Below are 25,014 nucleotides of genomic sequence, written 5' to 3'. Positions count from 1 at the left end.
TCTCCGTTCAGACCCGTTCAAACAGTACGGCGATACCCTGGCCACCGCCGATGCACATGGTCGCCAGAGCATAGCGGCCCTGGATCCGGTGCAGTTCGTGGATGGCCTTGGTGGCGATGATTGCGCCGGTGGCGCCGACCGGGTGGCCGAGGGAAATGCCCGAGCCGTTGGGGTTGACCTTGTCCGGGTCGAAGCCCAGCTCGCGTGCGACGCTGCAGGCCTGGGCGGCAAAAGCCTCGTTGGACTCGATGACATCCAGATCAGCGACGGTCAGCCCGGCTTTCTCCAGGACCGTGCGCGTCGCCGGAATTGGCCCCAGGCCCATCATCGATGGCTCAACCCCGGCATGGGCGTAGGCGACCAGGCGGGCCAGGGGCTTGAGGCCCTGTTCACGAACCATCGCACCAGTGGCCATGACCAATGCCGCTGCACCGTCGTTCAGCCCCGAGGCGTTGCCTGCGGTGACCGTACCGTCCTTCTTGAACGCCGGTTTCATTTTCGCCAATTGTTCTTCGCTAACATCGCTGCGCACATGCTCGTCCACCGAGAACTGCACGGTGCCTTTACGGGTAGCGATTTCCACTGGCACGATCTGACCGGTGAAACGGCCTTCGGCAATGGCGCGGGTGGCGCGTTGCTGGCTGACCAGGGCCAGGGCGTCTTGATCCTGACGGGTAATGCCGTAGTGTTCGGCGATGTTTTCTGCCGTGATGCCCATATGGATATTGGCGAACGGGTCATGCAGGGCGCCGAGCATATAGTCCAGCGCCTGGATATTGCCCATGCGCGCACCCCAGCGGGCTTGCGGCATGATGTAGGCACCACGGCTCATGGACTCGCTGCCGCCGGCCAATACCGCTTGGGCATCGCCGAGCATCAGCGCCTGGGCCCCGGAAACAATGGCCTGCAGGCCCGAGCCGCACAGGCGATTGACGTTGAACGCTGGAGTGTCCTTGCTCAGCCCGGCCTCGATGGCCACCACCCGCGACAGGTAGGCGTCGCGTACTTCGGTGGGGATGACATGGCCCATGACCACATGGCCGATGTGCCCGGCTTCAAGCCCGGACTGTTGCAGGGCGGCGCGGCTGACCTGGGTGCCCAGTTCGATGGGCGAGACGTCCTTGAGCGAGCCGCCGAAACCACCGATGGCGGTGCGCAGCGCACTGACGATATAAACCTCGTTATTGCTCATGTCGACTCCCTGGAACTGTTGTTGAAAATAAAAAGTAAAGACGCTTTCACGGCAGGCGGCGCAGTCTAGGGCGCGCATCCTGTCGGGGCCTATGTCGAAACTGTCCAGATGCGTTGGCGTTCTTTACCATTGGCACCCTCAGAGGTCGGCTCTGAGCAAATAAGAAGGAAAAACCGGGCATGCAGGAAAAGGATTCAGTCGCGGTCTATTACGTGCAGACCGTGACCTACGCCTTGCGCGAACAGCCGTTGCGCCGCCAGGCCGTGCTGGCCGAGGCAGGCATTGACGAAGCCGTGCTGCAGCAGCCGGACGGGCGGGTGTCGGTCAGCGCTTTTGCGCAACTGTGGCTGATTCTGCTGCGCGAGCTGGACGACGAGTTTTTCTGCCTTGATTCCCACGGCATGCCCAGGGGCAGCTTTGCGCTGATCTGCCGTGGGCTGATTCAGGAGCCCAATCTGGAAAAGGCCTTGCGCCAGTGCCTGGGCAACTTCTCCCTGTTCCTGCGTGATTTTCGCGGCAGCCTGGTGATTCGCGGCCAGCGCGCGATCATCTGTGTCGACAGTTGGGGCGAGGGCGATGAACGCCTGCGTTTTGGCGTGGAAACCTTCCTGCAGCTGATCGTCAGCCTGCTGTGCTGGCTCAGCGGGCGGCGCATCGCCCTGGACCGGGTGCAATTGCAGCACGGCCGCCCGCGCATGGCCGATGACTCGTTGCTGTGGGGCTTCAACCTGACGTTTGGCGGCAATCGCACTGAAGTGGAGTTCTCCAGCCAGTACCTGCGCCTGCCGGTGGTGCAGAGCCTGGCCAACCTGAAGACCTTCCTGCGCACCGCGCCGCACTGGTTGATTATCCGCTTCCGCAACCAGCAAGGCCTGGCCGCCCAGGTCTATCAACGGCTGCGCAACAGCCATTACGGGCAGTGGCCGACCCTGGTGGAAATGGCCCGGGAACTGCACCTGAGCCAGACGACCTTCCGCCGCCGACTGGAACGCGAAGGCTGTGCCTTCCAGGAGATCAAGGACGAAGTGCGCCGCGGCATCGCCCAGCAGAAATTGCGCCAGACGCGGCTGAGCATTGGCGATATCGCCGTGATGGTGGGCTTTCAGGAGCCCAGTGCATTTCACCGGGCGTTCAAGAAGTGGACCGGGGAGAACCCGGGGAGTTACCGGGCGAGCCGGCCGGTGGAGGATGATGTGGGGGTGTGAATGGTGCACCTCTACAGATGAGGTGGATGATTCGTTGGAGCCGGGCTTGCCCGCGAAGGCCATGACGCGGTGTGTCTGACGTGTCGCGCTGTTAATTTCGCGGGCAAGCCTCGCTCCCACAGAATCCCATTTCAATTCTGCGCCTCAATCCCTCACAGACCCTGCAGACTCCGCTCCATCCGCGCCAGACCTTCTTCCAGCAATGGCCGTGGGCAGCCGAAGTTCAGGCGCACGTACTGTTTGCAGTCCTCACCGAACTCAGGCCCGGCGCTCAGGGCGACTTTGGCTTTTTCCAGAAAGAACTTCTGCGGATTGACCAGACCCAGGCCCGAGCAATCCAGCCAGGCCAGATAGGTGCTTTGCGGCAAATGCATCTGGATCCCCGGAAAGCGGGTTTTCAGGGCGTCAGCCAGATAATTACGGTTGGCCTGCAGATAGGCCTGCACCTGGGCCAGCCATTCGCCGCCCTGAGCGTAGGCCACCTGCGTGGCTTCCAGACCCATGGCGTTGACGCTGTCGACCATGTCCAGGCGACCGCTGTTGAAGCGGTGACGCAACTCCGGGTCCTGGACGATGGCGAAGGCGGTCTTGAGGCCCGCAATGTTATAGGCCTTGCTCGCCGACATCAGGGTGATGGTGCGTCGCGCCAGTTCCGGGCTCAGCGAGGCGATCGGCGTGTGTTTGCGTCCGTCGAACAGAATATCGGCATGGATTTCATCGCTGATGATCAGCGTGTCGTTGGCCAGGCAGGCGTCGCCGATCTGTTGCAGCTCCTCGCGGCTGAACACTTTGCCCAGCGGGTTGTGCGGGTTGCTCATGACGAAGGCACCGGCGCCGGGCAGGGCTTTCTTCAGGGCGGCGATATCGGTGTGGTACTCGCCATTGGCATCGGCGCTGAACGGCAGGTCAACCCGAGGCAGACTCCAGTTGGCGGCACACAGCAGCAGGGGCGAGTAGTTGGGGGTCTGCACGATCACCGGCTTGCCGGGACGCACCAGGGCGTTGAGGGCCATATTGACGCCGGGCATCACGCCGGGCAGGAAGATCAGTTCCTGAGGCTCGACCCGCCAGCCATAAGCGCTCCACAAATGCTCGACCAAGGTCTGGCGCAGGCTGTCCTGGGCCACGCAATAGCCGAGCATCGGGTGCTCAAGGCGTTTTTGCAGGGCTTCGATGATGACCGGGGCGACCGGGAAATCCATGTCAGCCACCCACATTGGCAGGACGTCAGCGGGGTACTGGCTCCACTTCTTGCTGCCGGTGGCGTGGCGGTCGATGACGGTGTCCAGATTCAGGGGCATAGCGGTCTCGATGGGCAGGGGCAGATGATTAAATGAAAAGCAGCAGGTTAACGCCGTGTTCTATCATGGTCCACCTGCAAATGGACTTGTCGCAGGTGTATAAACGCAGCCGTTGTATCCAAGGGATAGGTGCTGACACGGGACTGTCAACAGATGACCTGTAGGACCGGCTTTAGCCGGGAGAGCGCCCTCGCGGCTGAAGCCGCTCCTGCGAAAGGCGCGCTAATCGATTCAGGAGGCAACCATGACCGGCGTCCACCAATCCGCGCAAAAAGGCTTTTCCACCCAGGCCACGACGTACACCCAGGGCCGTCCTGACTATCCGGAGGGCCTCAAGACCTGGCTGGCTGAAGAGCTTGGCATCCAGGCCGAGTCGACTGTGATCGACCTTGGTGCCGGCACCGGCAAGTTCACCCGCCTGCTCAGCTCGGTCAGTCACGATATCCTCGCCGTCGAGCCGGTGGCCGCCATGCGCGATGAGTTCGTCAAGAGCTTGCCGCAGCTGAGCATCCTCGAAGGCACCGCCGATAAGATCCCCTGCGACCCACAGACCGCCGACGCAGTGACCTGCGCCCAGGCCTTTCACTGGTTTGCCAGCGAGGCGGCCCTGGCCGAGATCCATCGGGTGCTCAAGCCCGACGGGCAGTTGGGGCTGATCTGGAACGTGCGTGATGAATCGGTGGACTGGGTGGCGGCGATCACCGAGATCATCACCCCTTATGAAGGCGACACGCCGCGCTTCCACAATGGCAAATGGCGCGATGCCTTTACCGGGCGTTACTTCGCCGAGCCGCAGCTGAGCTGTTTCGGTTATAGCCATACTGGCACGGCCGAAGAAGTGATCATCAAGCGCTTCATGTCGGTGAGTTTTATCGCTGCGTTGCCCGCTGAGCAGAACGAGGATGTGGCCCGGCAACTGCGCCAGTTGATCCACAGTCATCCGGCCCTGCGCGAGCAGCAGACCATCGCCTTTCCTTACCAGACTCAGGCCTACCGCTACCGCCGCCTGCCTTGAGATTGTTCAGGCCGTCCGGGCCAGTGGCTCGGGGTGCTGCTGTTTGATCATGTCGATAAAGGCCGTCAGGTTCGCCGAGCGTGCACCATGGCGCCAGATCAGCCAGATGGTGCGGTAGCGAAAGGCTTCATTGAGCGGATAGGCATTGACGTTACGGCTGCCCGGCATGCTCTCCAGCATGCTGCGCGGCACGATGGCCACTCCGGCCCCGGCAGTCACGCAGGCAAGGATGCCGTGGTAGGACTCCATTTCAAATATCTTGCCCGGCATCGCTTCGTCGGCCTTGAACCACTCCTCGAAATGCCGACGATAGGAGCAGTTTGAGCGAAAGCCGTAGACAGTCTTGCCGTTAACGTCCTGGGCGCGGGCTACGGGCGCATGGCTGGCAGCGGTGATCAGCAGCATTTCTTCATTGAAGACTTCAATGCCTTCAAGGTCCGGGTGATGCAGCGGCCCATCGACCAGAGCAGTGCTCAAGCGCCCGGAAAGCACGCCGTCGATCATGTCGCCGGACGGCCCGGTGGACAGGTCCAGTTCGACTTTCGGGTAGCGTTGATGGAAGTCGGCGAGCAGGGCGGGCAGGCGTACCGCCGCCGTGCTTTCCAGCGAACCGAGGGCGAAGATGCCTTGGGGTTCGGTGCCTGAGGTGGCCTGGCGGGCCTCTTCCACCAGATCGAGAATGCGCCGGGTATAGGTGAGGAAGGTCCAGCCGGTAGCGGACAGGCGCAGGCGTAGCTTCTCGCGGATAAACAGATCCACGCCCAGCTCCTGCTCAAGCTGCTTGATGCGGGTGGTGAGGTTGGACGGCACGCGATGCAGGCGCTGGGCCGCAGCGCTGATGCTGCCTTCTTCGGCAACGGCCTTGAACAGCTCCAGTTGGGTCAGGTCCATGCTTTCTCCCGGGAAGAAAGAGTTATTCGAAATCTTTCATAAAGACGTAGAAAGCGCAAAGCCTATCAAATAATTCATCGCTGCCCGGAATAAGGTGCTTGTGTAGGAGCTGCCGACCGTGTCTGGAGGTCTAGATACAAAAAACCTCTGGCCGCCTGCCATGACTGGCAAACGGCTAGAGGCCGGGTTCACGCGTGCAGCAGGGTCTCAGCCATTCTTAGAACTTGGCTTCAACGTCCAGCTGCAGGGTGTTGGCGTCAGCATCGCGGCGAGCGGTGTTGGCGAAGTCAGCCTTGGTCAGGAAGTAGGTCGCGCCGACAGCGAAGTTCTTGTCGATGTCGTAGCCCACTTTCAGCTTGTGACCGCGCGATCCTGTGGTGCCGTTGGCGAAGTCGGAGTCGGTGAAGGCGCCAACCACTGCGTTACGTTGAGTATCGCGGTAGTTGTAGTCCAGATTGAAACCGAACACCTTGGTTTTCACGCCGGTCAGCCAGCCAGTGTCTTCGTCGCTGTCAGTGGCGTTGTTGACCACGTACTGGCCGTACAGGGCCAGAGGCACGGCCAGGCCGTTGATGTCCATTTGCGCGAAGCCTTCCAGAAGGCGGAAGCGGTTGGTGTTGTTGCCGTTGACCGACAGAGCTGCGGCGTCCTTGTCGTTCTGGTACTGATAAACACTGCCGCCGGCGGTGAATTTCAGCATGTCGATCGGTGCGAACTTGACACCCAATTGGCCGGCGTTCAGGCGCAGGTCGTTCTTGAACTGGGTGCCGTCGCCGTCGATGTTGTCCTTGAGGGTGTAGTTACCGGCGCTGCCGAACAGCTCGAAGCCTTTGCTGATTGGCAGGCTGTAGGTAACGGCCAGACCTTCCGGGTTGATGTCGCTATCCCAGATGATGTCGCCCATGCTCACCCACGGCTGGTTCATCTTGCCGCCGATGATGTGCAGGTTCTTGATCGCGTCCGGGTGGTAGTCGATGTAACCCTGGTCCAGCCACAGGTCTTTCTTGACGAAGTAGCCGTCCAGGTCCTGGTTGGTGGAGCGGGCATCGTTGCTGCCGCCGGTGGCGATACGGATACCGGTGCTCACCTGCGGGTTGATTTCGGTGTAGGCACCCAGACGGGCACGGATACGCTGGCGATCCTTGTCCTGGGAGTTGTTCTGGCCATCGATCTTGATGGTTTCCTGACGAACGCGTACGTCACCCTTGAACTGAGTCTTGGCGGCCCAGGCCACTTTCTGCTCGAAAGCGCTCAGGTCCGAAGCCTTGCTGCTGGCAGCGGCGATGGCCTGCTGTTGCTGCGCTTGAGCGGCCTGGTCTTTGCTCAGCTCGGCCTGCAGTTCCGCATATTGAGCTTGCGAGATCGAGCCGTTGGCCTTGAGCATCTCAAGAAGTTTTGCATCAACTGCAGCGTTGGCCGGAACACTCGCGGCCATTAACAAACCACCGCACAGGGCAGCCACAGTCATTTGGGTAACACGTTGCATATTAATCTCCATAGCCGAGAAAGCTCGATAATCGTCCCGATAACTACTGCGACAAAAGCGCGCGGTAGATAGCAACTCGTGGGATGTTGAAAGCAGCGGCAGTATTGCGAGTCATTGTGATAGGTTGATTGCTCTAACATGACAAACTGATGACGATTAATCCTCTGTAACCATTGTTCTAGAGCTATCGTGAAAAAGTTCAGATTGATTTTCATGCAAATGATTCTTGTTTTTTGCACTGGGGTTATATAGGTGAAATCTGTAATTATCCCCCGTTCTGGTGAGGCGGGTTATTGCTTGCACAATGGAGAATAAATAGGTAGGGGTATAAATAAAAAACCCGCCGGGGCGGGAATAAATCTGCAGGGAAGCACAATAAGCATGAAGGCTTAATTATTAAAGTTTGATGATGGTGCAGTTAACATGTTTTTCATTTGACCGGATAAATCACCGCGCGTTATGTGCGCGCAAAGCAGATTTCTGCATTAATGCGTCGACTGTCATGGAAGCTTCATATTTCAGGGATAGCCTTTTGCCTTCATCCCAGCCCGGCTGATCCAGCATGCACGCCGAACATTTCCCCTTCATGCGTCCAAAACTGCCACGCGATCACCGTTGCGCCGGTGACTTGTGCAAGGAAGTGCCGTCGATCGATTCCGACAGCACCAATAGCCTGGTCATGGAGTTCTTCACTTCCCAGAAAGACATGGTGTGTCTGGCGGTAGTCGAGAAGGGTCGGCCCATCGGTCTGATCAACCGCAATATCTTTCTGTCGCAGATGAGCAAACCCTTTCACCGCGAGTTGTACGACCGCAAGAGCTGCATTGCCTTCATGGACAAGGAACCCTTGGTCGTCGATGCCCAGATGAGCATCGAAGAACTGACCTTCAAGACCGTTGAATACGGCGAGAAGGCCTTGGCGGACGGCTTTATCGTGACCCGCGACGGCGTCTTCGTCGGTCTGGGCAATGGTCTGCAACTGATGGCGGTAGTGGCTGCCATGCAGGCCGAGAAAAATCGCCAGATGATGCAGAGCATCGAATACGCCAGTGTGATCCAGCGCGCCATGCTGCGCGCTTCCCGGGATGCGCTGAAGTCGACCCTGGATGATGCGGCCCTGGTCTGGGAGCCGCGCGACGTGGTCGGCGGCGACTTCTATCATTTCTGCGCCTATCCCGATGGCTGGTTCGGTGCCATTGCCGACTGTACCGGCCACGGTGTGCCGGGCGCCTTCATGACCCTGATCGCTTCGTCCTCCCTGACTCAGGCGCTGGTCCAGTTGGGGCCACGGGACCCTGCGCAGTTGCTGTCGGCGGTAAACCGCAGCGTCAAGGAGCTGCTGGGGCAGGTCAAGGGCGTGGACGAAACCCCTGAGTCCGACGACGGCCTGGACGCCGCGTTCTTTTGGGTCGACAACCGCGATCATGTCCTCAATTTCGCCGGCGCGCGGATGTCGCTGTATGTGCTGCAACCCGATGCCGACGAAATGGACACCATTGCCGGGCAGCGCATGGGCGTGGGCTATGTCGACAGCGATCATGACTATCGCTGGGCCGTCAGTACCGTACAGATGCGTACCGGCAGTCTGGTGTTCATCGCCACCGATGGCATGACCGACCAGATCGGCGGGCCGAAGAAAATCGCTTTCGGGCGGCGCAAGGCTTTTGAAACCATCGTGCAGCACCGCAACAAACCGGCGATCGACATTGGCAAGGAGCTCCAGCGCACGCTGGCTGAATGGCAGGGAGACCAGGTTCGACGCGACGACCTCACCCTATTTTGTGCCCGTCTTAGGAACAAGAATGATTAAGATCAATCCGGCCAGTCAGGAAAACAGTTTTTTTGATCTGGCCCAACAACGAAACGTGATTTTCTATCACATGGGGTATTTCTCTCATCACATCGTCACGGCCATGGCCGAAGTGGTGAAGTTGCAGCTGGAAATCTCCGGGGTCAACGGGCCGACCCGGCGCAAACTGTTCTCGTCCTTCGTCGAGCTGTCGCAGAACATCATTCATTACTCGTCGGATTTGCTGCAGCAGGCCCCCGACCTGCGCCAGGGCGCGGTGTGCATCAGTGCCGAAGGCGAGCGTCATGCCATGCTTTGCGCCAACCCGATCGCCACCCGTGATGTCGAACGCCTGCGCGAAAAACTGGAACCGCTATGTCACATGTCTCTGGATGAAATAAAACAGGCTTACAAAGTGTCTTTGCGTGCCGAAACACCGGCGGACAGCAAAGGAGCCGGCCTGGGTTTTCTGACCATGGCCCGGGACGCCAGTGCGCCGCTGGAATTCAGCTTCCACCCGCGCGCGGATGATCCGGAGACGACGCTGTTCTGCCTCAAAGCCACCATCTAAGACGCCACGCCTGATAAGAGTGACCTGTGAGCCATGGAAAATTTTTACATTGAAGCAACCGCTACATCACCGGAAGTCGACTTTCGCTTCGACCAGAACCTGCTGGCTATGAAAGGTGAGTCCTACCCGGAAAACGCCGCAGCGTTCTACGCCCCCATCGTCCAGCAATTGCGCGAGTACCTTGGCAGCCGCGAAGACGCACAGATCACTGCCAATATCGCTCTGGCCTACTTCAACAGCTCCAGCACCAAGATGCTCTTCAGCATTTTCGATGCTCTGGATCAGGCCGCCCAGATGGGTAACCGGGTTGAAGTGAACTGGTATCACGATGAAGAAGACGAGACGATTTTTGAGTTCGGCGAAGAGCTGAAAGCCGACTTCACCGCCATTATCTTCAACGATCACGCCATCGCCAGCTAAGAAGGAAAACGGTCATGCCTGTTCCGGCAACTTCTGTCAGCATCCTGGGTGAGCCCGTTCCGGACTTGTTCAAGAGCGAAACCGACGCCATCGAGCACGCCCGCTCGATCCTGGCCTTGCCCCAGGCTGATGCGTCGCTGTACAGGCAGTCCCTGGCCGACATGACCGCGCATTTCGAGCGCCTGATGCGTGAAACCCGGCGCCTGATCGGCCGCAGCGACCGTGCCGAGCGTGAGATGAACATGCTTAACGCCCAGTTGCAGACCCTGGCCCGGCAACTGGAATACCGCGCCACCCACGATGCCCTGACCGGGGTACTGAATCGCGGCGCGATCATCGAGCTGGCGGTGGGCGCCCTGAAGAAAAGTGGCGCGGCGCTGATCGTTCTGGATATCGACCACTTCAAGCAGGTCAACGATGAGTTCGGCCACCCGGCGGGTGATGCGGTGATCCAGGGCATCGTCGGCTGCCTGCATCGCACCATGGGCGATGGCAGCCTGATCGGTCGGGTCGGCGGCGAAGAGTTCACGGTACTGATGCCGGGCGCCACGCTGGAGGAGGGCTATCGCCTGGCCGAAGAGCTGCGCGCGGCGATAGCCGGGCACGTCTACGAGCACCCGGTAAACCGTGCGATCACCGCGAGCTTCGGCGTCAGCGCCAGCCCGGCCGGGACCAGTTTCGATCATGCCTATGGCGCGGCGGATACCGCGCTGTACCAGGCCAAACGTTCCGGACGCAATCGCGTCGATGTGGCTGTTGATGCGGCGGGCTGAAATCGGCTATTTATTCATATACTTAAAATGAATATATAAATCGTTATAAATTCCTTTCAGTCATATTCGTTTTTCCGGATCATTCGCTTTCTGACGAGAGTTGAGGCTCTCCATCGATTGCCGGATACCTGGATATGAATGAACGACCTGGGAACGCCGCGACGTTACTGACCCTGCCACAAGGCGAGAAAAACCCCCTGTCCGTAAGGGCCAAGGCGCTGGTCTTTGCCGATCCGCGCTCACAAGCCTTGCTGGACTACCTCAAGCGCATTGCGCCGAGTGAAGCCCCCGTGCTGATCAACGGTGAAACCGGCACCGGCAAGGAGCTGGTGGCGCGCTTCATCCATACCGCCAGCGGACGCAAGGGGGCTTTTGTCGCGGTCAATTGCGGCGCCATCAGTGAAAGTCTGGCTGAAAGCGAACTGTTCGGGCATGAAGCCGGGTCCTTCTCCGGCGCCACAGGTCGGCGTGCCGGCTGGTTCGAGGAAGCCGATGGCGGCACCCTGTTTCTCGATGAAATCGGCGACTTGCCGCTGCCTTTGCAAGTCAAGATGCTCCGCGCCCTGCAAGAGCAGGAGATCGTCCGGGTCGGTTCGCGCAAGCCGATCAAGATCGATATTCGTCTGGTCACCGCGACCAATATCGACCTGCAACAGGTGGTGGAAGCCGCGACCTTCCGGCTTGATCTGTTCTATCGCATCAATGTCGCGCAAGTGCAGTTGCTGCCACTGCGGGAGCGCCCGCTGGACGTCATTCCGCTGGTTGAACACTTTCGCAGCGTCTACAGCCAACGCTTGAAGATCGCCGAGCCGATGCTCAGCGAAGCGGCGGTCAGCGCGCTATTGGCCTACCCATGGCCGGGAAATATCCGCGAGCTGGAGAACGTTGTGCATCTGGCGCTGCTGGTGGCGGGGGACAAGATCCTGCGCCCCGAACACCTGAAATTTTCTGCCGGGCTGTCGTCGACGGCCACCAGCGCCGAGCGGATGTCTCGTGTGCCTCAGGAGGTTATCCGCGAGCAGTTGCAGCGGCTGTTCGAGGTGCCGGGGGATACGCTGCTATTCGATCTGGAGGACCTGATCGTGCGCGAGTCCTTTGCCCATTGCAGTTTCAACCAATTGCGCACCGCCGAGCTGCTGGGCATCACCCGCAATGCCATGCGCACCTTGCTGGTCAATCATGGGATGCTCAAGGGCCGGGTGAAGTCTGCTGCTGACGATTGAGGCCGGAATACACAGACCACAGGACCGGCTTTAGCCGGGAGAGCGGACTTGAAGTGCGCCCCAAAAGTTGGAATGACATCATGTGGGAGCCGGCTTGCTGGCGATGACGTCAGATCAGTCACTGATGCAATTGCGAGCGCTTCGCACTCGATCGCCACCAAGGCGGCTCCTACACATCCGCATGGCCTCAGCTACTGCGCCGCAACAACGGCAATAACTCCGCCCCCAGATGAATCGCCTCTTCCAGATGTGGGTAGCCCGACAGGATAAAACTGTCGACCCCCAGTCCGCGGTATTCCTCTATGCGTTCGGCCACCTGCTGATAACTGCCCACCAATGCCGTGCCCGCGCCACCCCGGACCAGGCCGACCCCGGCCCACAGGTTGGGTGAAACCTCCAGTTCCCGTACCCCGTGGCCGCGCCCGCTGAGCAGCTCGCTTTGCCGGGTCTGGCCTACGGACTGGTAGTTGGCCAATTGTTGCTGGGCGCGGTCGATGGCGTCCCGTGGCAGTTCCTGCAACAGCCCGGCCACGTGGGCCCAGGCGGCTTCGTCAGTGGCTTGGGCGAAGACATGCAGGCGCAGGCCGAAGCGCAGGGTCCGGCCCTGGGCGGCGGCTTTGTCTTTCATCAGGCGGATACGCTCGGCGACCATCGCTGGTGGCTCGCCCCACATCAGATAGGTTTCCGCGTGACTGGCAGCGACATTTTCCGCGGCTGCCGAGGCGCCGCCGAAATAAATCGGTGGCAGTTGCGCGTGTCGCTGGGCCGGGACTGGCTGGCCGCCGCGATAAAAGCGCCCGTGATGCAAATGACCCTCGCCGCGCCAGGTGGCCCGCAGTACGTCAAGGAACTCAGCGCTGCGCTCATAGCGGTCATCGTGTTCGAGAAAGTCCCCCAGGGAGCGTTGCTCGAAGCGACTGGACCCGCTGACCACATGCAGGGCCAGACGATTGTCACTGAGCAGTTGCAGGGTCGCCGCGCGCTGGGCAGTGTAGGCGGGCAGCTCCAGGCCGGGGCGTACGGTGAGGAGGAATTTCAGGCGGCGCACTTCCTGAGCCAACACCGCCGTGATCAGCCAGGGATCTTCGAAACCGCTGGCCGTGGGCACCATGATCGCATCGAAGCGCGCCTGTTCGGCCGCGCGCACCACCTGACGCAGGTAGTCCAGGGTCGGCGAGCGCTCACCTTCCTGAAACAGGCCGATTTTCGGCAGGCCGCTGCTGGTCAGGTGACGACCGTCGCCGTTGGTGGGCAGGAACCAGTTCAGCTCCAGGGCAGATTGATCAGGCACGGTGTCGCGACTCCTTGCGCAGGCCACGGGTTTGCAGCAGCGGTAAAATCTGTTCGGCAAAACGCAGCACTTCCCGTACCGGGTGTTCGGCAGTCATGACGACATGGCGGATACCCAGTTCATGCAGGGTTTGCAGGCGCGCCGCGCATTGCTGCGCCGTGCCCACGAGAAACACCGCGCCGCCCGCTTCAGGCTGCCAGAGGTTGGGGTGGATCTCCAGGCGCCGGGTCTCGGCAAAGGGGCGGGCCAGATCGCTGACTCGAGGGTCGGCCTCGGGAGCCATCACGCCCAGGCTTGCCAGATGCCGCTCGGCTTGTTGCCAGGCCTGATCCTCGCTGTCGCCAAGGATCAAGCCAAGCTGACAGGCCAGGCTCAACTCGCGGTCATGGGCCTTGGCCGAATCTCGCAGGCGCTGGATTTGCTGAGCCAGCGCAGGCAGGGGGACCAGGCTCAGCAGGCACTGATCGGCATGCCGCCCCATCAGCTCTGGGTCCTGGCTGGCGTCGAGCAGCAAGGGCGGGGCGGCAAGGTTGCGACGGGCAATACCGGCGCTTTCCAGCTGGAAATAGCGCCCGGCATGGTCGAACGGCTCGTCGAGGGGCGCCAGCAGGCGAGCGAGCAGGTCGAGATATTCGCCGATACGTTCATTGCGCTGGTCACGATTGAGAAACTCGCCAAAGGCGCGATAAGCGCTGTTGCGGCCGCTGTCCGGCAGATGCAGGCGAATGCGCTGCTGACTGATGGATTGCAGGCTTTGCAGGGTGCTGGCCAAGGCCGCCGGGAGCATCACCTGCGGGGCAACGCTAACGGTCAGGGCCAGCTTGCGGGTGTGGGCGCACAAGGCCGCAGCGACGCCCAGGCTGTCCGGCTGGCCGAGGCCGTTGCCGATCCACAGGCCGTCAAGGCCGGCATATTCTACGGCCAGGGCGAGCTGAATCCAGTCGCCTGGCCGGGCCTGCCACTGGCTGAGGGTGTCGTCCTGCATGGGCGGTAATTGCCAGCTGAATTCAAGGGGCATCAAGGTCTTCCTGACTGATCACTCTCCCGTGGGAGCGAGGCTTGCCCGCGAAGGCGATTTTCAAATTTAGAAAATGGTCCGGGTGTACGGTCCTTTTCGCGGGCAAGCCTCGCTCCCACGGGATTGCGTTTTTCGTGCTGGCCGGGTTCATGGATGAAAGGGTAACGCCAACAAGGGTTTCAGCGCAGTACTCACCTCGGGCGCAGGCACTGTCGCATCGAACGGGCTGATGGTCACAAACCCCTGGCCCAGCCACACCGCTTCATCGTCCTGCTGCGCCGCAGTCGCCGCCGGGGTGTACTGAAAGGTGATTCCCGGCTTGCCCGCTGCGGCGGGAAACAGCTTGCCGATATCGTCAGCGTAGGTGGCTTCTAAGGGCACATAGCTGCCGATCCGGGTCAGGCGTGCGCCCTTGATTGCTGCCAGGGGCGGAAAATTGATATTCAGGCCCACACCCTTGGGCAACAGAGCGCCATCGGCCTGGCGATGGCTGTCGAGGCTGTGGACGATCTGCCCGACCAGCCTGGCCACTTGGTGCGGATTGTTTTCTTTCAGATCGGTGCTGACCGCCAGGCTTGGTACGCCGTTGAGCAGCGCCACGCTGGCGGCATTGAAGGTGCCGGAGGCGCTGTTGATTGCGCCCAGGTTATTGCCGGGGTTGGGGCCGATGATCACCAGATCCGGATGGGGCATCACCTTCTTCAGGCCCATCAGGATCGCCATGACCGGCGTGCCGCTGATGCGCATATCCACGTTTTTGCCATTGCACTCGGCGCTGGCGCAGACGCCTTGCTCAGTGGTGGTCAGGTAGTAGCTATCCGGGAAGGCCGGGTCGCTGTCCTGGCCGACTTCCACGGCACGGCCAAAAAAGAATGCGCCGCCCCGTGCGCTTTGATCGGTAAAGGGCGCGGCGATCTTGACCGTATGCCCCTGGGCCTTGAGCGCCTGGTACAGCGCGCGGATGTTCGCGTGCTCGTAGCCATCGTCATTGCCCAACAGGATATTCAGGGCAAAGGCCGGGGTGCTGCCCAGGCACCCGGCGACGATCAGGGCCAGTGGCAGTGACTTCATGAAGCCACCGCATCGGCGATTTTCCTTCGCTGCGACAGGGTGTTGGCCGGACGCGGCAGGCCGAGGTTTTCCCGCAGGGTGGTGCCTTCGTATTCAGTGCGGAACAGCCCACGGCGTTGCAGTTCGGGGATGACCTGATCAACGAACAGCTCGATGGCGCCGGGGAAATACGGGAAGAACACGTTGAAGCCGTCACAGGCCCGGGCTTCGAACCAGGCTTCAAGGGTATCGGCTACATCGGTGGCGGTGCCGATCACCGGGTTGCCCGCCGCCAGATGCAGATAGAGCTGGCGAATGCTCAGGTTCTTGCTGCGCGCCAGTTCCAGCACCTTGTCCCGGCGGCTGCCGCGTTGCCCCGGCTCGGTGGGCGGCAGCGGGCCGTCGAGGTCATGGCCGGACAAGTCGATATCGTCACCCAGGGTGTCAGCCAGCAGGCGCAGGCCCAATACCGGATCGATCAGGGCCTGGAATTCCTCGAACAAGGCCTGGGCCTGCTCGCGGGTTTCGCCAATGAACGGGGTGATGCCGGGCAGGATCTTGATGCCATCCGGATCACGGCCCAGGGCAGCGGCGCGGGACTTGATATCACTGTAGAACGCCTGGGCCGGCGGAATTTCATGGCTGACAGCAAAGATCACTTCGGCGACCCTGGCCGCCAGTTGCTTGCCCGGCTCCGAAGCGCCCGCCTGCACCAGCACCGGATGACCCTGAGGCGGGCGCGCCACATTGAGCGGGCCGCGTACGGAAAAGTGCGTGCCCTTGTGGTTGAGCACATGGAGCTTCTGTTCATCGAAATACAGGCCGCTTTCCTTGTCGCGAATGAAGGCGTCGTCTTCCCAGCTGTCCCACAGGCCTTGCACGACGTCGTGGAACTCCTCGGCGCGCTGATAGCGGTCGCCGTGGTCGATATGCTCCTCACGGCCGAAATTCCACGCTTCGTCGCTGACCACCGAGGTCACCAGGTTCCACGCCGCGCGGCCCTTGGACAGGTGATCCAGGGAGGCGAACTTGCGGGCGATATGGTACGGCTCGTTATAACTGGTGGTGGCCGTGGCGATCAGGCCGATATGGCTAGTGACCGAGGCCAGGGCCGACATCAGCGTCAGCGGCTCGAAATGCTCGGCCCGGGCGGTGCGGCTCAGGGCATCGAGGTGATGGCCCCAGACCGCGACGACGTCAGCGATAAACAGCGCATCGAACTTGCCGCGCTCGGCGGTCTGGGCGATGTGCTTGAAGTGCTCGAAATCCTGGCTGGCATCGGCCTGGGCCAGGGGATGGCGCCAAGCGGCGACGTGATGGCCGCTATTGGCCAGAAATGCACCCAGTTTGATCTGGTCGGTACGACGACTCATGACAGGTCTCCCTCGAAAAAAGGCCCTTGCCACCGCGCGGTGGCAAGGGCGGGCAGGGTTAGAAGTTGTAGGTCACGCCGGTGTACCAGTAGCCGCCGGTGGTGCCGTACGGCGAGAAGGTGCCGTAGGGGAAGCCGCCGGAGGCGCTGGCCAGGTTGGTGCGCTCTGGGTACTTGTTGAACAGGTTGTTGGCCCCGGCATTGAGGGTGATGTTGCTGGTCAGGTGGTAGTCGACGTTGAGGTCGGTGATCCAGGCGGCGCCATGGGTGATGTCGTACTGCTCGGCGGTGCCGTATTCGGTGTACTCGCCGTAGCGAGTCAGGTTCAGGCCCACGGTGTACTTGTCGATATCCCAGGTCGCGCCCAGCAGGGTGCGGGACTCCGGCGTGCCGTGCTTGAGGTTGCCCTGGCGCTGGCGATCGTAGCCACCGGTCGGGCCGAGAGCCGCCTGGGCCACGCTGGAGGCATGGATGCTGTCGATCTCGGTGGTGTTCCAGTTAAAGCCCAGGGTGTAGCGCAGGCGGCCATAGGCACCGAGGTCCTGGCGGTAGTCGCCGACGATATCGACGCCACGGGTGGTGGTGTCCAGGGCGTTGGTGAAGTAGGTCACCGCCTGGTTCGGATTCAGCCCGGCATTGGCGAGGATCTGCTGGATCGCCGGGGTGCCGCCCAGGTAGCCGGTCTGGGCGATGCGGTCGCGGACCTTGATCTGGTAGGCATCCAGCGTAAGGCTGGTGACATCACTGGGTTGCAGGGTGAGGCCGAGGCTGTAGTTGGTGGATTTCTCCGGTTTCAGGGTCGAGGCGCCCAGGGCCTTGGCGACGTCGGAGTCGACGGCGACGTTGCGATAGTCGAACAGGTTGCCGTTGACCGAGGTCTGCGACGTCGAGCTGTAGATCTGCTGGGCCAGGGACGGCGCACGGAAGCCGGTGCTGGCGGTGCCGCGAATCGCCAGGATCGGCGTCAACTGGTAGCGGGTCGACAGCTTGCCATTGGTGGTCACGCCGGAACCGTCGTTGTAGTGCTCGTAGCGCCCGGCCAGGTCCACATGCCATTTGTCGGTCAGGTCCTGGCCGATCTCGCCATAACCGGCGTAGCTGGTGCGCCCGCGTTCGGCGGCGTCGGCCGGGGTGGTACCGGCGCCGGAGATGGTCCCCGGTGCGATCAGCGCGCCATTGGTGCCCGTGGTGAACGGGCCGCTGGCGTAGGACTCGTAGTCACCCTTGCCGATCTTGTAGCTTTCGTAGCGTTGTTCCAGGCCCCAGGAAATCTGCGTCGGCTTGGCCAGGCCGAGGTCGAAGGCGCGGGTCAGGTCGATGTTGTTGGTCCACTGGCTGAAGGTTTTCACCCCGGTGTCCACCGAGGTTGGCGAGTTGATGCCGTAGCTCAGGTTATAGGTATCGCGCAGGGTGGCTTCGGCGTGGTCCTGGCCGTAGGTGGTCGACAGGTCGTAGTCCCAGCCCGCCGCCTGGCCCTTGTCCCCGAAGGTGAACTGGAAGTCGTTTTCGATGAAACGCAAGGTGTCTTCCTTGCCTTCCGGATAGGGCGTGGCAATGCCGTTGAAGCTCGATGGCTGGTGGAACGCCAGGGGTTTTTCCGAGTTGCGCCGGGTATAGGTGGCGTTGGAGTACAGGGTCTGGTCGCCGATGGGCAGCTCGGCGTTGTAGCCCAGGCTGAAGTTGCGCGCCTCCGGCAGGCCGGTGCCGTAGTAAGTGTGCTGGCTGCTGGTGTTGCCGGCGGCGTCGGTGTAGGGCGCCGCGTCGGAACGGTCGGAGACGCGCTGCTTCTTCACGTCCAGGCCCAGGTTGATGAAACCGTCGTTGGGCAGGGCGAGGCCGACGTTGCCGGTCTGGCGCACGGTTTCGCCGTCGCCATTTTCGTAGTTCTGGCCGTAGGTGGTGGACAGGCTGCCGCCATGATCCTGTTGCTTGAGCACCACGTTGATCACGCCGCCGATGGCGTCGGAGCCGTACTGCGCCGACGCGCCATCACGCAGGACTTCGACATGGTCCACCAGGGCGGTGGGGATCATGTCCAGGTCCACCGGTTGCGAGCCGGAGTTCAGCGAAGTGGCGTTGTTGAGCAGCGCGCTGTTGTGACGGCGCTTGCCGTTGACCAGCACCAGCACCTGATCGCCATTGAGGCCGCGCAGGGTGATCGGCCGTACCACCGAGGTCGAGCCGAAACCGGAGGACGCGGGCAGGTTCAGCGATGGCAGCACCCGGCTCAGGGCGCGGGTCAGGTCGCCTTGCCCTGTGGCCTGCAGCTGGCTGCCGGAAATCACGTCCACCGGCGACGGGCTTTCGGCCAGGGTGCGGGCCTGGCCGCGGTTACCGACCACGACCACGGTGTCCAGGGGGTTGTCGCTCTTGTCGGCGGCCAGGGCCAGGGCGCTGTAGCCGGAGGCTTCGCAGACGGCCAGGAATAGTAGCGAATGGGTGAACAGTTTGCGGGAAGACCGGGCGGGACCGGCAGCGATGTTGCTCATGTAGATGAAACTCCAATGGGTCTGCGGTCGGTACCCTGTTGGGTTGCCGAGCCACCTCGATGGCTGACTCGCGTTGCTCTGGAGCAAGGCGTAAGAGTCGTGCGTTAAGTGGGGTAACGGCTTGTTGCCGGGCTGTCGCGTCGATCGGACGGCCTTGCGGTCTCAAGCTCTGGTACTGCACTAGAGCAAGCGCTGTGCCATTCGAGAAAATCCTTATTTATTAGTCGGTTGCGTTATATGGCTGGCGTGCATTGGTGTTTTTTTAACAGTCGCGGATCAGGCTGTTGGTTTTTGGCCAGTGCATTGCTGGATAAACACAAGCACCAACCCATGGATACGCCGCATCGGCGCATGGCACAGCGCTTGCTCTGGCCCAGGCATCGCATTCAGTTGATGGAGATGTCCATGCCGCTTCCCGGCCCCCGCAATTCGCTTACCGATATTCCCGGCCTGTTGGTCGGCCATGCCGAGGATCCTGCCGCCCAGACCGGGGTGACGGTGATCCGCACCGCTGGCGCCTGGACCGCCGGGGTGGATATCCGCGGCGGTGGCCCCGGCGGGCGCGAGACGGCGGCCCTGGAGCCGCAGAATATGGTCGGCCAGTTGCATGCCCTGGTGTTTTCCGGCGGCTCGGTCTTTGGCCTGGGCGCGGCGGATGCGGTGGCGGCAGCGTTATCGGCCGAAGGCGTCGGTCTGCAATTGCACGCCGGGGCTCCGGCGATCCCCATCGTGCCGGCGGCGGTGCTGCATGACCTGGCCAATGCCGGTAACAAGCACTGGGGGTTGGAGCCGCCGTATCGGCGTCTGGGTTTTAGCGCCTTGAACGCTGCTGGCAAGGAAATTGCCGAAGGCCGGGTGGGTGCCGGGGTAGGGGCCATGGCGGGGATCCTGCCGGGCGGCCTGGGGTCGGCGTCCCTGGATCTGGGCGACGGCCTGATCGTCGCCGCCCTGGCCGTGGCCAACCCCATCGGCTCGGTCTATATGCCTGACGGCGAAACCTTCTGGGCCTGGCCTTGGGAAGTGGACGGTGAATTCGGCGGCCATCGTCCGGATTTTCAGCAGCAGGTCGCCGAGCCGATTCCCGAACTGTCGCGCCTCGATGCAATGGGGCGCTTGCAGACCGGAGCCAATACCACGCTGGTGGTGGTGGCCTGCAATGCCCGGCTGACCACTGCCGAATGCACACGCCTGGCGATCATGGCCCAGGACGGCATTGCCCGCGCCGTACGCCCGGCCCATCTGCCGTTTGATGGCGACACAGTGTTCGCCCTGGCCTCCGGCGCGCAAGAGATTGCCAGCGGGCCACGGCGCCAGGTGGATGTGGGGCGGTTGGGCTCGGCAGCGGCGGATTGCGTGGCCAGGGCGATTGCGCGCGGGGTTTATCGAGGAAAATATTGAAAATGTGAGGTGTTCTGTGGGAGATCCCGCCCCGTCTAGGACGCCGCGCTGTCACGCAGCAAACACTAACCGGGGCAGGGGGCCAATCTCGTGGGAGCGAATTCATTCGCGAAGAGGCCGGTACGTTCGACACATCTCTATTGCCAGCGATACCGCTTTCGCGAATGAATTCGCTCCCACAAGAGCCGTATTAAAGATCATCAGGTTGTGGTGTTATTCGGCGGCCCCTGACGGCCGCGGTCAAGCCGGAATCACCCCCGACAACGCCTGTACCACCCGCCCCGCAGCCCGTCGCGCTTCCCCCGGCAACTGCAACGCCGTATAGACCCGCTCCAGGCTCTGATTGGTCGGAACATCCCACGGGTCATAGCGACGGCGCACTTCCAGGGTCTGCTGCGCTGCCTGCCAATCCCCGGCATTGAGCCGGGCGTCCAGTTCGATCAGGGCAAACAGGTCGCGCTGGGCGTGGCTGCCACCAATGGCGTTCAAGGCGGGCAGGGTGTCGCCCAGCAAGCGGGCCGCGGTTGAGTCGTCTTGATAGGCATGGGCCAGCAGGCCGTGGGCGACGGGCAGGGTGATATCGCGCCAGACATCACGGCTGTAGGCGGGCGCCGCTCCAGCCTGGGCGTCGAGGGCCTGGAGCAGCTGCGCCGCTGCATCCTTGTGTCCGGCCCGGGCCAGGCCATAGAGGTATTGCAGGCTGAGAAACGGCTGCACGGTATCGCCGACCCGCGCCAACAGGTAGTGGCCGACGGCCTGCCAGCGTTCGCCGACGTCGATGCCCGACAGCTCCATGCGGGTCAGCAGCGATACGGCGCCGATCTGGTCCTGGGAGTACTCGGGGAAGATGCCCCAGACATGCCGGTCGTAAATCTCCAGCACCCGGGCGTGGCGGCCACGCGCCAGATGAAACAGCGCCAGATGCCACCAGTTATGGGTGTACATAAAGGAATTCAGACCGTCCCAGCCCTCGCTTACCTCCTCGAAAAACGCCGTGCCCTCTTCGATGCGCCCCTGGGTCAGCATCACATGAGCCAGGGCATGTTGGGCCCAGGGTTCGCTGGGCAGCAAATGCAGGGCCTGGCGGGCGGCGGTTTCGGCCTGGTCGAGCAGATGGCATTGTTCGTAGGCGAAGGCCAGCATGCCGTGGGTATGGGCGATATCGGCCGCGTGCTCCACCGCCTGCACGGCCACCCGCAACATCGCTGGCCAGTTACCGCTATTGAAGTGGAAATACTGGGCGAGCTTCACCGCCAGCAGGTCGCGGGTAAAGGTGGTTACCAGGTTTTCGCTGATGGCGATTGCCCGAGGCAGATCATCCAGGCGCCAGGCGCGCAGCAATTGCAGATACCGCCCGGCGCGGCTGGCTTCAGAGGGCTTGGCCGCTTCGGCGCGTTGTTGATAGACCGCCGCCAGTTGCGGTCCTTCAGGGGATTCGCTGAACATCATCAGCAAACCGGCAAAGGCATTGGCCAGTGCTGACCCTGCGTTGGCGTCGGCGGCCGCGATGATATTCAGGGCGCGGGGTTCATAGGCAAGGAAGCCGCCGACGAAGTCATCGATGGCGGTGACGGTGGCGGGGTGCTCGCTGTCGAGGGGATTGCCCAGGTAATCGTAGGTCATGTGGGTGCTCTCAATCTTGATGAGGGCGTTGTCGCAAGGGTTGTGCCAGTGTTCAAAGGTTGGCAGGAATCCCTGTGGGACCGGCTTTAGCCGGGAATGCGCCTTCCCGGCTAAAGCCGGTCCCACAGAAATCACCCCATGCCACTGCTGCTTTTCCCACAACATGGAAAAACAGCTGTGCAAATTCCTACACTTACCTCGGCCAAAATCAGGCCCACGCCTTGCACAGCGGGGCGTGCAGCCCGTGGCACAGGCCTTGCTATCTCCAGGTATTGCCTTCTGCCCTGGAGTTCCCATGCCGACTTTGTTTCCCCGCCCCGTGCCCTCCGGCTCATCAGGTTGGCGCAAGACCCTGCGCGTCCTGGGTGCCGCGTTGCTGACCAGCGCCTGCCTGACCACCAGCCCCGCCTGGGCCGACCCGCAGGCCGGTGGCGTGTTGAACCTGGTGTCGCAGCCCGAGCCGCCGTCGCTGATGCACGGCCTGGTCACCCACGTAGCGACCCAGTACGTCAGCGGCAAGGTCCTGCAAGGCCTGCTGACCTTCGACACCGATCTCAAACCGCAGCCGGTGCTGGCGCGCAGCTGGACCATTGCCCCGGACGGCCTGACCTACACCTTCGATCTGCAAGACGGTGTGCGCTGGCATGACGGCCAGCCGTTCAGCGCCGATGACGTGCTGTTCAGCTTCAAGGAGTTCTACCCGCAGTCCGACAAGCGCCTGGCCGATATCTTCAATGACTATGTGGCGTCCATCGACAAGACCGGCCCGCTGCAAGTGGTGTTTCACTTGAAGAAACCCTTCGCGCCATTGCTCTCGGCCCTTGGCAGCGGCTTGCGGCCCATTGCGCCCAAGCACCTCTACGAGGGCACCGACTACCGCAGTAACCCCTACAACCTCAAGCCGGTGGGCACCGGTCCGTTCGTGTTCAAAGAGTGGAAGCGCGGTTCCTATATCAAGCTGGCGAAGAACCCGGATTACTGGAAGAAAGGCCTGCCGTACCTGGACGAAATCGTCTTCCATGTGCTGCCCGATGCCTCGTCACGGGCCGCCGCCTTTGAGCGTAACGACGTGCAGGTACTGCGCAGCGGTGACGCCGACTACGCCGATCTGGCCCGCCTGAGCGCCTTGCCCGGCGTGGCCAGCAGCGACAAAGGCTATGAGCTGTACGCTGGCCTGGCCTTTTTGCAGATCAACCTGCGCAAGCCACCTCTGGATAACGCCAAGGTGCGCCAGGCGATCCTCTATGCGCTGAATCGCCCCTTTATCGTCGACAACATTTTCTTCGGCGCCGGCAAAGTCGCCCAAGGGCCTTTCGCTTCCGGCACGCCGTACCATGATGCCCAGCTGCCGCAATACACCTACGACCTGGCCAAGGCCAAGGCGCTGATCGCCGAATCCGGGGTGGATGTCGGCAAGACCCATATTCGCCTGCTCAATGGCGAGAAGGGCGGCGCCTGGGAGCGTCTGGCGGAGTACACCAAGCAGTCCCTGCAACCCCTGGGTTTCAAGGTCGATGTAGTGACCTCTGACGCGGCGACCTGGTATCAGCGCGTCAGCAGCTGGGATTTCGACCTGAGCTACAACTTCGTCTTCCAGATTGGCGACCCGTACCTGACCACGTCCTACCTCTATCGCTCGGACAATATCGTCAAGGGCACACCCTTCAATAACGTCGGCGGCTACAGCAACCCGCAGGTCGACGCCCTGTGGAATAAAGTCGCCGATATCGCACCGGGGCCGGAGCGCAATGCGCTGTATAGCGAGCTTGAGCACCACTTGAACGATGACCTGCCGCTGGCGCCGATCTTCGAGATGCGCTTCCCTACGCTCTATCACACCCAGGTCAAGAACCTGCTGCAAACCGCCACCAGCCTGAACGAAAGCTACGACACCGTGTACCTGGAGCGCAGCGCGCCATGAGCGGATTCTTCGCCTACCTGGGCGGTCGCCTGGGGCGCGGGCTGGGGGTGATTGTCGGGGTGCTGGTGCTGAGTTTTCTGTTGGTGCGCCTGGCCCCCGGCGATCCGGCCATGCTCATGGCCGGGGAGGCGGGCGTCGATGATGCGGGCTACGTTGCCCAGTTGCGCCATGACATGGGCCTGGACCAGCCTCTGGCTCATCAGCTGTTGACCTATCTGGGCCATGCGGCTCGCCTGGATCTGGGTTATTCCTATCGCAATCAGGCCAGCGTCTGGTCGCTGATCGCCGAACGCCTGCCCGCGACCTTGTTGCTGATGGGCACCGGGTTTGTTCTGTCGTCGCTGATCGGCGTCGGCCTGGGCGTGCTCGCAGCCCGCAGCCAGCGTCATCGCGGCTATCTGGACCGGCTGATCTCGCATACCGCCATGGTGCTGTATGCGACGCCGTCGTTCTGGCTGGCGTTGCTGCTGATTCTACTGTTTTCGGTGCTGCTGGACTGGTTGCCGGCCTTCGGCATGGCGTCGGTGGACGGCGATCTGCACGGTTGGGCGCTGTTTCGCGACTATGCCAGCCACTTGTTGCTGCCGGCGCTGTCCTTGAGTTTCATGTTCCTGGCGCTGTACGTGCAGCTGACCCGGGCGGCGGTGCTGGAGTCCATGAGCCAGGAATACGTGCGCACCGCCCATGCCAAGGGCCTCAAACCTGCGCGCATCCTCTGCGACCATGTCCTGCGCAACGCACTGTTGCCGGTGGTGACCTATGCCGGTCTGCAACTGGGCCAACTGGCCAGCGGCTCGCTGCTGATCGAGGTGGTCTACGCCTGGCCCGGCATCGGCCGCCTGCTCTATGACGCCCTCAGCCAGCGCGACTACCCCTTGCTGCTCGGGGTGTTTCTGGTCATTTCCGTGCTGGTGGTGGCGTTCAACATACTGACTGACCTGATTTGCCGCTGGCTCGACCCGCGCACCGGCAGTGGGAGCTGAACT

The 25,014-nt window shown here is 62.0% G+C and carries 20 protein-coding genes; 10 read left to right on the top strand and 10 right to left on the bottom strand.

What is annotated here, in order from left to right; genetic code table 11:
• Nucleotides 1-7 precede the first annotated feature (7 nt).
• The gene (locus tag M2401_RS11850; RefSeq protein WP_259102903.1) at nt 8-1,192 is read right to left on the bottom strand and encodes an acetyl-CoA C-acyltransferase family protein; all 1,185 of its coding nucleotides are present in this window, start codon (nt 1,190-1,192) and stop codon (nt 8-10) included.
• Nucleotides 1,193-1,371: 179 nt separating this feature from the next.
• Between M2401_RS11850 and M2401_RS11845 the strand changes: the two genes are divergently transcribed.
• Nucleotides 1,372-2,397 (top strand): AraC family transcriptional regulator, encoded by a 1,026-nt coding sequence (locus tag M2401_RS11845; RefSeq protein ID WP_259102901.1) that lies wholly within the window; start codon nt 1,372-1,374, stop codon nt 2,395-2,397.
• 152 nt (nt 2,398-2,549) lie between these two features.
• Here M2401_RS11845 and M2401_RS11840 read toward each other — a convergent pair whose 3' ends face one another.
• Nucleotides 2,550-3,698 carry a MalY/PatB family protein gene (locus M2401_RS11840; protein WP_259102900.1) on the bottom strand — a complete coding sequence of 383 codons (1,149 nt, stop codon included), beginning with the start codon at nt 3,696-3,698 and terminating at the stop codon, nt 2,550-2,552.
• Between the two features lie 244 nt (nt 3,699-3,942).
• Here M2401_RS11840 and M2401_RS11835 point away from each other — a divergent pair, with 244 nt between their 5' ends.
• Nucleotides 3,943-4,713 carry a class I SAM-dependent methyltransferase gene (locus M2401_RS11835; RefSeq protein ID WP_259102898.1) on the top strand — a complete coding sequence of 257 codons (771 nt, stop codon included), beginning with the start codon at nt 3,943-3,945 and terminating at the stop codon, nt 4,711-4,713.
• 6 nt (nt 4,714-4,719) lie between these two features.
• Here the strand turns inward: M2401_RS11835 and ptrR are convergent, their stop codons facing one another.
• Together ptrR and M2401_RS11825 are read right to left on the bottom strand one after the other, a co-directional pair.
• Nucleotides 4,720-5,604 carry a putrescine utilization regulator PtrR gene (gene ptrR, locus M2401_RS11830; RefSeq protein ID WP_259102896.1) on the bottom strand — a complete coding sequence of 295 codons (885 nt, stop codon included), beginning with the start codon at nt 5,602-5,604 and terminating at the stop codon, nt 4,720-4,722.
• Nucleotides 5,605-5,821: 217 nt separating this feature from the next.
• Nucleotides 5,822-7,090, bottom strand: a complete 1,269-nt coding sequence (locus M2401_RS11825; protein ID WP_259102895.1) for a putative porin — start codon at nt 7,088-7,090, stop codon at nt 5,822-5,824.
• Nucleotides 7,091-7,652: 562 nt separating this feature from the next.
• On the opposite strand from M2401_RS11825, the gene M2401_RS11820 reads away from it, so the two are divergent.
• The 5 genes from M2401_RS11820 (at nt 7,653) to M2401_RS11800 (ending at nt 11,866) form a co-directional block, all read left to right on the top strand.
• On the top strand, nt 7,653-8,900 hold the full coding sequence (locus M2401_RS11820) for a SpoIIE family protein phosphatase (RefSeq protein ID WP_409033914.1): 1,248 nt from the start codon (nt 7,653-7,655) through the stop codon (nt 8,898-8,900).
• On the top strand, nt 8,893-9,450 hold the full coding sequence (locus M2401_RS11815) for a SiaB family protein kinase (protein WP_259102893.1): 558 nt from the start codon (nt 8,893-8,895) through the stop codon (nt 9,448-9,450). Before M2401_RS11820 ends, M2401_RS11815 begins: the two co-directional genes overlap by 8 nt.
• A 33-nt stretch (nt 9,451-9,483) precedes the next feature.
• Nucleotides 9,484-9,870, top strand: coding sequence for a DUF1987 domain-containing protein (locus tag M2401_RS11810; RefSeq protein WP_259102892.1), 387 nt, complete (start codon nt 9,484-9,486; stop codon nt 9,868-9,870).
• A 14-nt stretch (nt 9,871-9,884) separates the two neighbouring features.
• Nucleotides 9,885-10,643: a GGDEF domain-containing protein gene (locus M2401_RS11805; RefSeq protein WP_259102890.1), complete on the top strand. Its 759-nt coding sequence runs from the start codon at nt 9,885-9,887 to the stop codon at nt 10,641-10,643.
• 134 nt (nt 10,644-10,777) lie between these two features.
• The gene (locus M2401_RS11800) at nt 10,778-11,866 is read left to right on the top strand and encodes a sigma-54-dependent Fis family transcriptional regulator (protein WP_259102887.1); all 1,089 of its coding nucleotides are present in this window, start codon (nt 10,778-10,780) and stop codon (nt 11,864-11,866) included.
• Between the two features lie 187 nt (nt 11,867-12,053).
• On the opposite strand, the gene M2401_RS11795 is transcribed toward M2401_RS11800, so the two are convergent.
• The 5 genes from M2401_RS11795 to M2401_RS11775 form a co-directional block, all read right to left on the bottom strand.
• Nucleotides 12,054-13,157: an LLM class flavin-dependent oxidoreductase gene (locus M2401_RS11795; protein ID WP_259102886.1), complete on the bottom strand. Its 1,104-nt coding sequence runs from the start codon at nt 13,155-13,157 to the stop codon at nt 12,054-12,056.
• Nucleotides 13,150-14,175, bottom strand: a complete 1,026-nt coding sequence (locus tag M2401_RS11790; protein WP_259102884.1) for an LLM class flavin-dependent oxidoreductase — start codon at nt 14,173-14,175, stop codon at nt 13,150-13,152. The genes M2401_RS11795 and M2401_RS11790 overlap by 8 nt, the downstream gene beginning before the upstream one ends.
• A gap of 147 nt (nt 14,176-14,322) precedes the next feature.
• Nucleotides 14,323-15,246 (bottom strand): 5'/3'-nucleotidase SurE, encoded by a 924-nt coding sequence (locus tag M2401_RS11785; RefSeq protein ID WP_259102882.1) that lies wholly within the window; start codon nt 15,244-15,246, stop codon nt 14,323-14,325.
• Nucleotides 15,243-16,598, bottom strand: coding sequence for an LLM class flavin-dependent oxidoreductase (locus tag M2401_RS11780; protein WP_259102881.1), 1,356 nt, complete (start codon nt 16,596-16,598; stop codon nt 15,243-15,245). The genes M2401_RS11785 and M2401_RS11780 overlap by 4 nt, the downstream gene beginning before the upstream one ends.
• A gap of 58 nt (nt 16,599-16,656) precedes the next feature.
• Nucleotides 16,657-19,086 carry a TonB-dependent siderophore receptor gene (locus M2401_RS11775; protein ID WP_259102879.1) on the bottom strand — a complete coding sequence of 810 codons (2,430 nt, stop codon included), beginning with the start codon at nt 19,084-19,086 and terminating at the stop codon, nt 16,657-16,659.
• 291 nt (nt 19,087-19,377) lie between these two features.
• Here M2401_RS11775 and M2401_RS11770 point away from each other — a divergent pair, with 291 nt between their 5' ends.
• Nucleotides 19,378-20,484 (top strand): P1 family peptidase, encoded by a 1,107-nt coding sequence (locus M2401_RS11770; protein ID WP_259102878.1) that lies wholly within the window; start codon nt 19,378-19,380, stop codon nt 20,482-20,484.
• 240 nt (nt 20,485-20,724) lie between these two features.
• Here M2401_RS11770 and M2401_RS11765 read toward each other — a convergent pair whose 3' ends face one another.
• Entirely contained in the window at nt 20,725-22,107 is a 1,383-nt protein-coding gene (locus M2401_RS11765; RefSeq protein ID WP_259102877.1) for a tetratricopeptide repeat protein, read from the bottom strand.
• Nucleotides 22,108-22,402: 295 nt separating this feature from the next.
• Here M2401_RS11765 and M2401_RS11760 point away from each other — a divergent pair, with 295 nt between their 5' ends.
• Both M2401_RS11760 and M2401_RS11755 read left to right on the top strand, forming a co-directional pair.
• A complete protein-coding gene (locus tag M2401_RS11760) occupies nt 22,403-24,028 on the top strand; it encodes an ABC transporter substrate-binding protein (protein WP_259102875.1) in 1,626 nt (541 codons plus the stop codon).
• Nucleotides 24,025-25,011, top strand: a complete 987-nt coding sequence (locus M2401_RS11755) for an ABC transporter permease (protein ID WP_259102874.1) — start codon at nt 24,025-24,027, stop codon at nt 25,009-25,011. Before M2401_RS11760 ends, M2401_RS11755 begins: the two co-directional genes overlap by 4 nt.
• Nucleotides 25,012-25,014 lie beyond the last annotated feature (3 nt).

It is taken from the genome of Pseudomonas sp. JUb42 (assembly GCF_024807945.1).
GTDB lineage: Bacteria > Pseudomonadota > Gammaproteobacteria > Pseudomonadales > Pseudomonadaceae > Aquipseudomonas.
The sequence above is the reverse complement of the archived record's forward strand: the minus strand, read 5'-3'. Positions and strand labels throughout refer to the sequence as shown.